Raw genomic sequence first — 12,607 nt, 5'->3', positions numbered from 1 at the left:
GCGGTACGAATCTTGCCTTGTAGATGCCGTTGCATCACACCGGGAAACGATCATGAAGAAGGACGACGAGAACGCCGACAATCGCCCGGCGACCGCTGAGACGAACTTTTCGACGTTTGCAGAGCCGCTCGTCGGCGAAGCCATCGCTCAGGCATCCGCGCTGGAACACGAAGGCGAGGCCGAACAACTGCACAAGCTGCGCGTGGCGCTGCGACGCCTGCGCACGCTGCTGTGGGCGTACCGGCCGATACTTCACGAAGACTTCGACACGCAGCAGCGCGCCATTTACAAATTCCTCGCAAACGCCGCAGGCAATACGCGCGACTGGGACATCCTCATCGGTCTCGTGGAAGCCACCGGCGACCGGGAGCTGCTCGACGCATTCCGCCAGAGCCGCTCCGAAGCCTCGCGAAAGAGCCTCGAAACGCTTGCTCATGCGAGTGTCAAGCAGACGCTGCGCGAAGCGATGAGCGAAGCGAATCGCGAGTTGAACACGGCCGCGCAACGCACGCCGCTGACGAAATTCGCCAGACAGCGCGTCGTTGCGGCGCAGAAGCAACTCAAGAAGCGGATGCGCGTGGCATCACGCAAAGGCCGCTCGGACTATGAGTCGTTCCATGAAGTCCGCAAGGCCGGAAAGAAGGTCCGCTATCTGCTGGAATTCTTCGAGCCGCTTCTCGGCAAGAAGCAGCGCAAGGGGCTGAAGAACCTGAAGCGCGTGCAGAAGCGTTTCGGTGAACTGAACGATGTCGTCGCGAGCCGCGATCTGCTGCTCGAGCACCGCGCGGCACTGCCCGACGGCGCGGCGGACCGCGCGTTGCGCGTGCTGGAGAAGGAACAGAAGCGCAGGTTCAAGGCCGCCGCCAAGCTGCTTTAGCCGTTGTCTGTCCTGTGATGAGGATGCGCGGCGACCCGGTCGCCGCTGCGCTCAATTCAACGCGACGGCAGCCGCCGCGCCGACAGGCGAGCCTTCTATCGCGATAGACCGCTTGCCGTCGGGTCCAACGGGCACATCGCCGACGAGCGTCGTGCGATAGAGCTGACGGTCGAAGTCGAGATCGAAGATATCCGTCGGCGCAAGGTGGGCTGTCGAGCGGTTGTCCCAGAACGCGATGCTGCCCGGCTCCCACTTGAAGCGGACCGTGAACTCCGGTCGCGTCACATGTTCCCATAGCAATTCGAGCAGCGCCTGACTCTCACGCGGCGTCAGGCCGACGATGGACTTCAAAAAGCCCGGGCTCACATACAACGCGCGCTCTCCGGTCTCCGGATGCACCCGCACGAGCGGATGTTCGCTGACGAGCGTGTGCTCGTTGACCGCCTTCGCGAATGCATCGGTGCCGCTCGCGCCTTGCGGCGGCGCGAAGCGATGTATGCCGCGCAATCCGTCGACGAATGCGCGCAGCGTTGGGGACAACTTCTCGTAAGCGATGACGAGGTTGGTCCACTGCGTATCGCCGCCATATGGCGGGATCGTCACGCCGCGAAGAATCGATGCGAATGGCGGATTGACCGCTGCCGTCACATCCGTATGCCATCCGGTCCACGGCCGCAGCAACGCCTGCCCTTCGAAGCGCGTCGCCTTGCGAAACTTCGAGATCGAGTACAACTCCGGATGCCCTTCCACATGACCGAACACGGGATGCCCGACAGTCAATTCGCCGAACTGCGCCGAAAACGCGACATGCTGTTCATGCGTGAGGAACTGCTCGCGGAAAAACACGACGCGCCACTTCAGCAAAGCCGCGCGAATCGCCGCGACCTGGGCAGGTTGCAATGCACGCGTCAGATCGACGCCGCTAATCTCCGCGCCGATATGCGCCGACAAAGGACGCACTTCGATCTCGTGTTCGGTTGCCTGGTGTGCGATGACGGCTGCGTTCATGGGCGAATCTCCGCTTTGACTGTGGGTCTGTTTCTGCGAGCGACCCGACGACGTTAGCTGCCTTGCCCGTCGGGATCGTCGGTAAAGAAGTAGTCGCGCCACGACTTCGGCTCGTGGCGAATGACGCCCACCTTGAACAGGAAGGCGCCGAGTGCGAGTGTGTTTTCAGGGGTCGTGGAGAAACTCACGTCCTTGTCATTCAGAATGCGTTCGACGAATGTCGGCGACAGTTTCGATGCGTCCTGTCGGATATAGATGGCCGCAGCCTCGGGCTTGTTGGATGCAACGAGCCGCGCCGCATCGACGAGCGCCGCGCGCACGGCCGCATATGTGCGGGGGTTATCCTTGCGCCATTTGTCGGATGTGACGGCAACGCTGCTCGTCGCCGGGCCGCCCAGTATGTCCGTCGAACTGATGACCTTGTGAATCTTCGGGTCGTCGAGTTCTTGATACTGATAAGGCGCGTTCGAGAAGTGAAGGTTGATGACCGAACTGCCTGCGAGCATGGCCGTCGTCGCATCCGCGTGCGGCATGTTCACTTCGAAGCGGTCGAGGCGCGCGTACTCCGCATCGCCGAACGCCTTGGCCGAAGCCATCTGCAACAGCCGCCCCTGCTGCGAGACGGCGACCGACACCACCGCGATGCGGTCTTTTTCGCCGATATCCGCGATGCTGCGAATGCGCGCATCGTTCGACACGAGATACACTGGCACCGCGCTCTGCGCCGACATCGCGCGGAAATCCTGATGACCGCGCGTGCGGTCCCAAATCGTCATCAGCGGACCGATGCCGAGCGTGGCGATATCGGCGGCGCCCGAGAGCAAGGCTTCATTGACCGCCGCGCCGCCGGACAGCGTGGTCCATTGCACGTCGATATGCAGCCCCGCGCGCGCGCCTTCCTTCTCGATCAACTTCTGGTCCTTCGCCACTTTCAGCAGCAAGGAGCCGATGCCATATTGATCGACGATGCGTACCGTTCCTTCCGCGTGCGCCGCGCTTAGTGCAACACACGACGCAACGAGCATAACGAGCACAAGCAGTCGATTGAATGCGGAAGATGCCCTCATGCGCTGAACGTCCGAGCGAAGTGTCAGGAGCGTTCACTGTACAAGCGCGGCGCTTGCGCACAAACGAAGGAAGAATGCTACGAATATGCCTCCGCGCGATATGCGAAACGCGCGGTTGTGGTCGGAATCAATGTGGCGGCAAATCGGCGGGTGTGCTGAACGCGTCCACCGTATAGCCCATGTTGAAATAGCCCGCGCGCGCGTAAAGCGCAATCTGCTCGAGCCGCTCCGGGCCGCTTGCCTGCTCGTCGCGCTGCGTCGGTTTGCTTGCGGCCGAGCATGCGCACGCTCGCATCGCGCGCTCGTATGCGCGTTGCCGCCAGCGTTGTCGAGCCCGTCCTACGGGGACCAATAACGCTTGCCAGTATTGCGTCAGGATCTGTGACATGGCCGGCTCCGACAGTGCGTGAATGATTTCAATCTAGCGCGCCGATAATCAACCGGCAAACAAGACTTCGTGGAATGCATTGCAGACGCTGCCTGTCCCACTCAATGACCGAAGCCGGGGCGTTGAAACACCAGTTGGAGTCGTCGCGCCTGATCGAGATGAAGCGTGAATGCCGGCCTGACTCGCACGAGCAGTACTTTCACATCCGCGCTATGCGTGGATCGGATGAATCCATCGACGGTATTCACGAGCCGCCCGAGAAAATCGACCTCGCGTTCGAGATAGGCTTGCGCGAATGCGTATTCGTCTTGCTCGTCGAGCATCTCGGTGTCGTCGCGGCTTTGGCGCGCAAGCGCGTCGCTCACGCTGCTCGGCTGCGCGTTCGCGCCGAGCCTTCGCAACATGTCGTTTGTCTCCTGCGCGATCTGCGCGTTTTCATCGACGATGCGCGTCGCGAAGCTCCGCAGGCTGGTGGAGCGTGTTCTGCGCAGCGCAATCTGCGCTGCTGCGATCTCCGCCTGATTCGCGGTTAGCAGAACACCGACCATCTGCGCGTCCGAGAGCGGCCGGCTCTGCGCACGCGCGCCGACGCACATCGCCAAGAAAAGCAGGCCGCCGCATGTGATCCGCCGTCTGCGTTGGTTCACGCTCTCGCCTATCGGTTGTAAGGATGCCGCGGACCAACCTTGAAGAGCCGGCCCCATTCGTAATCGACGTGATCGGGACGAATTGGAAAAACTCCCGCGCCCGGCGTGAACGTTAGTTCCCCGAAGTACACGTTTCCGTCGGCTTCGTAGAGATCGACTCTCACGTATTCGAACTCTTTGGCCAGCACGCCTGCAATCCGAAGGAGCGAATCGAGCGATTCGGGCGGCGGCGCAGGCGTGTCGCTACGCTTATAGTGACCGAACCAGATGTCCTGCAACCGCCACGCGGCGTCGTATGTATCGCCGCGAGGATGATCGGTGAAGCGGCCCGATATCACTGTGACGAAAATCGTCTGCTGGCCGGAGGGCGAGTTGAAGACATGGAACTTCAGATCAGCGGGGACTTCGCCATCTTCGGCGAGCAGCAGCGCTTCGAAAAAGATGCGCGGCTCGATCATGCGGTAATGGCGTTCCCGCGCGACTTTATAGAAGGGCGTCGACAGCCACTGTTGCGACAGCGCCGAGAGTCGCTCGAACGACACACGGCTCTTGTCTTTCACCACTTCCACGAAGCCGCTGCCGTGATTCGCCTTCATGACGAACGCGGAAGGCAGCGCATCGAAGACTTCTTTCGTGAACGCGCCGGGTTCTGCAAGCAAGGGGATCAGGTGTTGCGGACCGATCTTGTTCGCCACGTAATCGCGAACTCTAAGCTTGTCCGTCAGATCCATGTAACGCGGATCGGGATAGAGACAGCGATGCAGAATCTTTTCGTTGAACGTCTTGGGATTCCACATGTTCGGGAATCGTCCGACCTTATGTCGGTGGGCAATGCTCAGAAACACCGGGTCCGGCAGCCACGCCTTCGCGCCGTCGATGAGTGTCTTGGCGAACATCCGGAAGCCCTCATGCCTCGGGGGAAGACGGTGGCACGATCTTCTGCTCGTTATCGCTCGTTCCACCGGCGACAATTACAGCAAACGATTCTTGCAAATGACAGAGTAAAGCGAATGTGCGGATGGCCACATTGGTTGCGTGAGTCGCGTGGCTCCGTGCATCGTCAGTGCGCCTCTCCGCGTCCCTTGTTGGTGGCCGCGACGCCCGCCGGCAATAGCCTGCCTATGCGCGAGCGGAGGTTGTCGTTGGGCTCGGAACCGCTGCCCGGCTTCCAGCTTGCGGAAGACGTCATCGCGGGATCGGCGACCGGCGCGACCGTGCCCGCGCCTGGCGCGTCCGATGCGTCAGCTTCGCCGCGTGGCGGTGCCACTGTACGTTGCACGGTGCGCACGCGCGGATGCGTCTTGTCGATCTTCTTCGCGTGACGAACCGAACGCGGAGCGGGCTGGGCGTGAGTCGTCCTCTCGTTGGCATGCGCACGTGAGTGCGTCGGCGCCTGCCGCGTGCTCACCGAAGCATGTTCGACGCGACCATGCTTTCGTGCCGCCGGCTTCGCCGAAGCCGATGCAATTGAATGAGGCGCTTCAGGAACGACCGTGGCCGTCGAGCCGCCGGTATCGGCCGCTGTGCTCGACGCTTGGCTTTCAGCCAATGTGTCGCACGCAGGCATCGACGCCGTGGCGCACGGTGCTATGTCCATCGACGCCGGCAATGCAAAGATAGCTCGGCCGGGCGCATTGGTCATCGCGAGAAAGCGTGCTTGCGCATCGGATGCCGAGCCTCCTGGCGCGACGTCATCGGAACGAGCGGCCGGCGCAACAGGCGGCAGCTTATGAACCGTCCCGACGACACTCACGCGGTCATCGTGCGGCTCGCCGGCACCGGGACTGTGCGAAGTGCGCACCCACGCAACGATGCCGGCCAGCACGCACACGCCTACGGTCAACACGGCAGCCCACTTGCGCTTCACAGCGAAATAAGTGGGCGACGACACCAATGCCGCCGATTGATTCGCGCTGTCCGCGCGTGTGGCATCGTCCACTTGATCGCGGCGCATGTCTCCGACTTGCGATGAAGCGGCGCGCACCAGCGCGCGCGCAGCCTCGTCTATGCCGAGGAGCGACGCCTGCGCCCGCGTCAACACAGCACCATGTCGATCTGCGCCGCAGTAAGGACACGACAGGTCATCCGCTGGCGACACGCTTTCGCAACGAGGACAAACGACGCAATAAAGCGAGCGCAACTCTTCCCGCTGATCCATGGTCACATATCGGTTTGAGCGCCGTCTGCGACGCGTTGGTGCATCGGTCATGCAGTGCATGTTGCAACGGACGAAGCTATCGTGCATTGAAGTCGCACCGACCTTAGCACACCTATTAACACTTAGGTAGACGAGATTGTTCGCGCAACGGCACTGCGTTCGCGCCTTGTTTCAGCATTAATTTCGGCAGACACCGCCTGCCATTTTCCCTACACTGAGCGTCGTGGACGACATCGCAACAAACGCTGCAGAGACCGTGCGGTTTCGTTGCCCATCGCCGACTCACGCTTGGCCTGATCGATGCTTTGCATTCACGCTTCGCGAATCGCTTCGGACATCCGGCTAATTGCTTTCTACAGACAAACCGCTTCGCGATGCACAAGAGCCGCAGGAGGCTTCATGCGAAGCACGCCGGTTCAGAAATGCGCGAGTGCTAATAATTCATTCCTTTTTTGCCTAAGCTTCACACTGAGATGACAGAGGGCGACCAAGCCCGACTGGTGAACGGCGGCCCATTGCAATCATGACGCACAGACGTACTCGACGTTGTCGGCAGCAAAGCCATGAAGAAGCGCGAGGACGCGCACAAAAAGGGAGAATGCCGTGAAGGTTGGGATCTACTGTGATTCGGGCATCAACGGCGGTCACGAGGAGATGCTCAAGCGTTTCATGATTGCGCTTGTCGGGAACGCGCAGATCGAAACCTTGTATATCCTGGCGCCCAGGCAGAACGCCGCGCTCTTTAGCTTCGTGGAAGACCTCGCGCGCGCGCATTCAAAAGTGCAGACGATTGGCCTGTCATATACAGCCGAGTCGATACGCGGCAATGCGTTCGCGATGCTTCGCATGACGCGCTCGACCGCCTCGATCCTGCGCAGATTGAAACTGACTCGACTACTCATTGCCCAAGGCACGATTGTTTCAGGACTCGCCGGGCTTTTGGCCGCGCGAGTGACCCGCACGCGCTCGGTGAGCTATCTGCCGCTGGTCGCAGACGGGCCCGACAGCGGCCGCCTCGTCGACAGACTCAAGTGGCTGGTGAAACGTGGCGTGTATCGCATGCCCCACGAATTCATCACGCTCAACGAACATCTACGCGCCAAGCTGCGCACGCTGGCACCGAACGCGCGCACGACCATACTCGCGAACTGCGTGGACGACCGCTTCGCACAGTCCACGCTCACGCGGTCAGCGGCCCGCGCCATGCTGGGCTTGCCGGACGACGGCACGACCATCGTCGCTCATATCGGGCGAATCGACTTCACGCATAAGCGGCAAGACTTTCTGCTCGAAACGATAGAACGACACGCCGATGCCTTCGAGCGCACGCTCGTACTCATTGTCGGCGAAGGACCCGACGCGCAGCGCGCGGCCCACATGGTGCAGGCAAGCCCGATCTTGTCCGCGCACGTTCGCGTGGTCGGCGCGCAAGCGGACGTGCTGCCCTATATCGCGGCGAGCGACACGCTGGTGCTGCCGTCTGCTTTCGAGGGCGTGCCGCTCGTGATGATCGAAGCCGTGCTCGCGGAGCGACCGATTGTCGTATCGCGCGTGTCCGGACTCGATGCTTACCTTCCCGAAACGTTGCTCTTCCCTCCAGGCGATCACACTGCGTTCGTACAACGTATCTTCGCCGCGCCCGATGTCCCGATGGCATCGCTCGCGGCCGAGTTTCGTCGGCGCTTCTCTCGCGAGACTTTCGAGGCGCAGGCCCAACGGGTGATGACCCTGCCCGTTCCATCGCGAGATGCGTTCGACGCTGCCTCGCCTCCACGCTCCGACGTACTCGAAAAATAACGTCACCCTCGCATTTTTATTTGCGCAAGCCGGGTGTACATGTATCGTAGTAGAGCGAAGAATCTTGTATTGTCCACTTCGATAAATTGCCGTTGCAGGCGTCCTTTCGTCTGAAGTACTCCGTTGTCTCCCACTACACAGGGGCCATCGTATGAGCCGAGTCGTTATTCTCAGCCTCGCGTCGCTGACTGACGATGATGAAGGGGATGTGGCACTGCCTGCTGAAATAAAGAGTGAGTTCGGTTCACTCGTTGAGCGCGTCATTCTCTCAACCAGGCGGCCAACGACGGTTCAATTGCCGGACGACGCGTATCGCGGACGCGAACAGGCCGATAGTCGCGGCGCAAGCCGGCATGGCGGCTTGTCGTTCGTCGTCGTCGAGCTCGCCACTCGGAACGGATCGACCATCACGCGCCGCATTCCGCTGATCGGTCGCTTCGCTCAACATACGATCGACCTCGTTCCCGACGACATTCCAGAGTGGCTCATGTGGGCTGCCGCAGACGTGGACCTGACGCGCGGCGCGCGCGCGCTTTTCGCCGACACGCCTGCCTATCATGTCTGGGGAAAACTCTGGGCGCGCCGGCTCGGCGCATGGCGTCCTGTCGATCTCCTGATAAGCGACGAGAAATCGAACGGCTATGCGAAGCAGTTCGAACTGACGACGCACGAGCCGTCGCTGTTGCAGATCGGCGGGCCGGAAATCGAACCCCGTTTCGTATCGCTGCCAGAGGGACACGTGAAGGTACTGCTCACGGCGAACGCGGCGGGGTCTTCAAGCAGGGATGCGCTGAATATCGTGGTGTCGCGCGTGTCCGCAGGGCCGCGAAACACCTTGCTGTCGCTTCTCTCGCTCAATCAGTCTCAGCATGGGAATAGCGTTGCGCGTGAACTGTCCGACGGCTTTGACTGGCAGGGCGTCGGCGAAGACGCGTTGAGCGGATGCGCGCTCGGCTTCGCAGCGATGCGAATGCACGCGCTAGACCGGTTCACGGTCGCTGATGCTTTGAGTCTCTTCGAGATGGCGCGCGGCTCGTCCGATGCCGCTATCGTGCTCGCAAGCCGCGAACTCGCGGACGATACTGCGGACCTCTCTCGCGTGTTGCGTCTGTTGGACGTGGGCGTTGGCCGTGCGATACCGGTGCTCGTGCAATCGCTGGCCGCCGCGATGTCCGTGCTCGAGACGCTGAGACGTCGCGCGGATGTGGCCGAGCAACGCATGCTCGCGTCGCTGACCGAGAGAGCAAGGACCTACAGTCGCGCCAGAACGGGCGGCGGGCCGTTCCTGAGCTTCCACGGCTGGGCGCCGCATGCGCCGGGCGAGCCGCGCGCCGCGCACAGCTGGGAGCACGCGGCGATTCGCGGCGTCGGCTCGGCTGTCGCGGCGCTCGCGTCCGGCTTCAAACCTTCCGCTGCCACGGCTCTCATTCACACGGAGAGGACCGTGAGCCGCCCGCATCACGTCAATCTGGATACCGCTCAGTAAGGTCGAATGCGCGGGACCGGCAGCGCCACCGGCCCGCGCCGTTGCATCACTTCGACGACGCGACTGCTTCAGTAACGCCCGTTTCTACTGCAATGTCTCTGGACGCCGCCCGCCTGTCGAGCATCGTCTCGGACGGAGAACGAGCCAGTTGCACTTCGATGAACGCCCTGAGCGCCGCCTTGAATTTCTCTCGTGAGAAGCGCTCGGCATTGTCGCGGCATACCTGCGGGTCGAACGCATGCCGGTTGCGTTCGAAACGCGTAACGGCTTCGTTCAACGATTCGGGCGTCTGCTCCTTGAAGAAGACACCCGTGGCGCGCTCACTCGGGATACCAATGACCGTCTCCAGCGCGCCGCCCCGTCCGTAGGTGATGACCGGCGTGCCGCAAGCCTGTGCTTCTATGATCGAGATGCCGAAGTCTTCCTCTGCGGCGTAGACGAACGCGCGTGCACGCTGAAGGTGATCGCGCAGTACTTCGAACGACTGATAGCCGAGTATCGAGACGTTCGGCCCGGCCGCCGCGCGCACCTTGCGCATGTCGGGGCCGTCCCCGATCACGATCAGCCGGCGCTCGGGCGTCATCGAGAATGCCTTCACGATGAGATCGATCCGTTTGTACGGCACCATGCGCGAAGCCGTCAGATAGAAGTCGTCTTTTTGAACGCGAACGGGCAACGCTGCGATATCGACCGGCGGATAAATCACGGTCGCGTCGCGCCGATACGCCTTTCTAATGCGCCGCGCAATGAAATGCGAATTCGCGATGAGGTAATCGACGCCGTTCGTCGAACGCGCGTCCCAGCCGCGAATATAGTGCAGCAATGCCCGCGCGAACACCGACTTGACGCCCTTCGAGAGCCCGGCCTCGTTCAGGTACTGGTGCTGAAGGTCCCATGCATAGCGAATCGGCGAATGCATGTAGCTGATATGCAACTGGTCCGGTCCGGTCAGCACGCCCTTCGCGACCGCATAGGAACTCGAGATCACGAGATCATAGCCGGAAAGGTCGAACTGCTCGATGGCGATGGGCATCAGCGGCAGGTAGCTGCGGTAGTGCTTTCTGGCAAGCGGCAATTGCTGAATGAAAGAGGTTCGAACCGGACGTTTATTGATGCACGTTCGGTCCTCCAGGAAGTCGACCAGCGTGAAGATGTCCGCTTCGGGAAAGCATTCGATGATCTGATGGAGCACCTTCTCCGCTCCGCCCGACACCACGAGCCAGTCGTGGACGATAGCAACTCTCACAGTAACTCCTGTAGGTGGATGCTCCAACTGGGCTCGCCAGGCTGCCGGCTTGCACTATTGGCGACTACTTTTCGCACCTCGATTAAGCAGCTTTTCGATCGATTGATACACCCACATGGAAATGGTCAGTAGAAGAAAGAGTCCGACGACCCTGACGATATCCAGTGCGCGCACGAAGAGCGCGAACATGGCGTACAGCGTGGCTGCGAACGACTTGTCGTCGATCTCGCGGTGCGTTTGCCGTTCATGAAGGTATCGCCAATTCGGTCGCATGCGGATTCCTTTGTCTGACGATTATGCTTGGTATACCTAAGCGTTGTCTAAGGAACGTGGCGTCGAAGCGAAGCATGGACGATGCCAGTGCCTTATTGAGTCAACGAGGTGTTATGCAAGCCTGACCTTTATTCATCAGGCGGTTGAGGTATTCGCGTAGAACAGATGAGTGCCGTCGCACATGCAACGGAAAGAGCACACTCTAAGCGATCCTGGTGACTTGAGCAATGAAGCTTGCGTGAATTAGATCCCAGAAATAAATCGCTGAGCGAAATAATCGCGACTCACCCTATCGCTCATTCACCTTGTCAGCCATTGATTCTATGAACCGATAATCTTCTAAGGATTGCGATTGATTCGATTCAGCATATGTTTGGCGCAACTCACGGCCTCGCAATTTCTCGGCAAATGCGCATGACACGAAACTTTGTCTCTGGTAGAACGTGTCCTATGCGTGAGCCGCGTCCATTTTTTTGCGGCTCCTTGCACCGCGTTGGACGTATGAAGAATTGCCGCGTGCATCTATCAGGGACCTCCGATGGGCTTCGCAATCAATGGTAAGTTCGCCTCACAACGCATTACCGGCGTGCAGCGCGTGGCGTATGAACTGACGCGCGCCATGCAGTCGCACACGAAGTCTCCGACGGAACTGCCCGTGCTGATTCCGTCCAATGCGACGGATCTCGGTCTCGCAGCGCGCCCGACTCAGATCGGCCGACGGCTCAAAGGCAACCTCTGGGAGCAGATCGCTTTGCCGCTGGAGTCGCGCCGCGATACGCTCATCAGCCTCTGCAACACAGGACCACTGTTTAAGCGGCGGCATATGTTGATGATTCACGACATGGCCGTCTACGACGTACCGCACGGGTTCTCGAAGGAATTCGTCATGTGGTACCGCTTGCGCTTCTCGCTGCTGCGCAGACAGGCCAGCACCATCCTGACAGTCTCGGGATTCTCGCGAAACCGCATCTGTCATCACCTGGGTGTCGACGAATCCCGCGTCATGGTGGTACGTCCCGGCGCTGATCACATGGACCGCGTCACGCCCGAGCCTTCGATTCTCGAGAGACTTTCGCTCGTGAAAGACAGGTATTGCGTTCTCGTTGGCAGCCTCGATCCGCGCAAGAATCTGCGGCGCGTGCTCGAAGCGACGCGGCTGCTGAAAGATCTCGACGGCTTCAAGTTCGTCATAGCGGGCGGCGCGAACGCCCGGGTATTCGCATCGAGCGACTCCGCGCCAACGCTCGATTCGGATAGCGTGATATGGGCGGGATTCGTAACCGACGGCGAACTGAAAGCCCTCTACGGCAGCGCGGCATGCCTCGTATTCGCTTCTTTGTACGAAGGATACGGACTGCCGCCATTGGAAGCGATGTACTGTGGATGCCCCGTGATCGTTTCGTCTGAAGCATCGCTGCCCGAAGTGTGCGGAGATGCCGCCATGTATTGCGATGCGAGTTCGGTCGAAGACATCGCCGCCAAGATTCGCATCATGGCAACGCAAGAAGACGTCCGCGCGATGCATAGGCGCGCAGGACTGGAACACGCGCGCAAGTTCAAGTGGGACGGCGCGGCCACGAGGCTGCTGGAGATACTTCAGACTACGCACTGAATTAAGTCGGGTTCGTCGGACGTTTCGTTCGTCTCGCCATCGCGTATC

Annotated in this window: 12 protein-coding genes; 4 read left to right on the top strand and 8 right to left on the bottom strand. The window is 60.7% G+C overall.

All coding sequences use genetic code 11. The features are described 5' to 3' along the window. The first annotated feature begins 52 nt into the window (after positions 1–52). Positions 53–877 (top strand): CHAD domain-containing protein, encoded by an 825-nt coding sequence (locus JYK05_RS22340; protein ID WP_175943899.1) that lies wholly within the window; start codon positions 53–55, stop codon positions 875–877. A 51-nt stretch (positions 878–928) separates the two neighbouring features. On the opposite strand, the gene JYK05_RS22335 is transcribed toward JYK05_RS22340, so the two are convergent. The 6 genes from JYK05_RS22335 to JYK05_RS22310 all read right to left on the bottom strand — a co-directional run bounded on the left by JYK05_RS22335 (position 929) and on the right by JYK05_RS22310 (position 5,941). Continuing rightward, positions 929–1,885 carry a TauD/TfdA family dioxygenase gene (locus tag JYK05_RS22335; protein ID WP_175943897.1) on the bottom strand — a complete coding sequence of 319 codons (957 nt, stop codon included), beginning with the start codon at positions 1,883–1,885 and terminating at the stop codon, positions 929–931. Positions 1,886–1,938: 53 nt separating this feature from the next. Further along, positions 1,939–2,910 (bottom strand): ABC transporter substrate-binding protein, encoded by a 972-nt coding sequence (locus tag JYK05_RS22330; RefSeq protein ID WP_371826478.1) that lies wholly within the window; start codon positions 2,908–2,910, stop codon positions 1,939–1,941. A gap of 169 nt (positions 2,911–3,079) precedes the next feature. Beyond that, positions 3,080–3,247, bottom strand: a complete 168-nt coding sequence (locus JYK05_RS26465; protein WP_241270039.1) for a hypothetical protein — start codon at positions 3,245–3,247, stop codon at positions 3,080–3,082. 194 nt (positions 3,248–3,441) lie between these two features. After that, complete coding sequence (locus tag JYK05_RS22320) at positions 3,442–3,987, bottom strand: DUF4142 domain-containing protein (protein ID WP_241270038.1); 546 nt, start codon at positions 3,985–3,987, stop codon at positions 3,442–3,444. An 8-nt stretch (positions 3,988–3,995) separates the two neighbouring features. Continuing rightward, a complete protein-coding gene (locus JYK05_RS22315; RefSeq protein WP_206469864.1) occupies positions 3,996–4,883 on the bottom strand; it encodes an ATP-grasp fold amidoligase family protein in 888 nt (295 codons plus the stop codon). Positions 4,884–5,047: 164 nt separating this feature from the next. Further along, positions 5,048–5,941: a hypothetical protein gene (locus tag JYK05_RS22310; RefSeq protein WP_206469863.1), complete on the bottom strand. Its 894-nt coding sequence runs from the start codon at positions 5,939–5,941 to the stop codon at positions 5,048–5,050. 807 nt (positions 5,942–6,748) lie between these two features. Between JYK05_RS22310 and JYK05_RS22305 the strand changes: the two genes are divergently transcribed. Both JYK05_RS22305 and JYK05_RS22300 read left to right on the top strand, forming a co-directional pair. Continuing rightward, a complete protein-coding gene (locus JYK05_RS22305) occupies positions 6,749–7,942 on the top strand; it encodes a glycosyltransferase family 4 protein (protein ID WP_206469862.1) in 1,194 nt (397 codons plus the stop codon). A 295-nt stretch (positions 7,943–8,237) separates the two neighbouring features. Further along, complete coding sequence (locus JYK05_RS22300; RefSeq protein WP_206469861.1) at positions 8,238–9,428, top strand: hypothetical protein; 1,191 nt, start codon at positions 8,238–8,240, stop codon at positions 9,426–9,428. A gap of 46 nt (positions 9,429–9,474) precedes the next feature. Here the strand turns inward: JYK05_RS22300 and JYK05_RS22295 are convergent, their stop codons facing one another. Further along, positions 9,475–10,674, bottom strand: coding sequence for a glycosyltransferase family 4 protein (locus JYK05_RS22295; RefSeq protein WP_206470523.1), 1,200 nt, complete (start codon positions 10,672–10,674; stop codon positions 9,475–9,477). Positions 10,675–10,728: 54 nt separating this feature from the next. Beyond that, positions 10,729–10,947, bottom strand: a complete 219-nt coding sequence (locus tag JYK05_RS22290) for a hypothetical protein (protein WP_175943881.1) — start codon at positions 10,945–10,947, stop codon at positions 10,729–10,731. 538 nt (positions 10,948–11,485) lie between these two features. Here JYK05_RS22290 and JYK05_RS22285 point away from each other — a divergent pair. Then, entirely contained in the window at positions 11,486–12,559 is a 1,074-nt protein-coding gene (locus JYK05_RS22285; protein ID WP_206469860.1) for a glycosyltransferase family 1 protein, read from the top strand. Positions 12,560–12,607: the final 48 nt, after the last annotated feature.

It is taken from the genome of Caballeronia sp. M1242 (genome assembly GCF_017220215.1).
In the GTDB taxonomy this organism is placed as follows: Bacteria; Pseudomonadota; Gammaproteobacteria; order Burkholderiales; family Burkholderiaceae; genus Caballeronia.
Note: the sequence above shows the minus strand (reverse complement) of the source record. Positions and strands in the feature narration are given on the sequence as shown.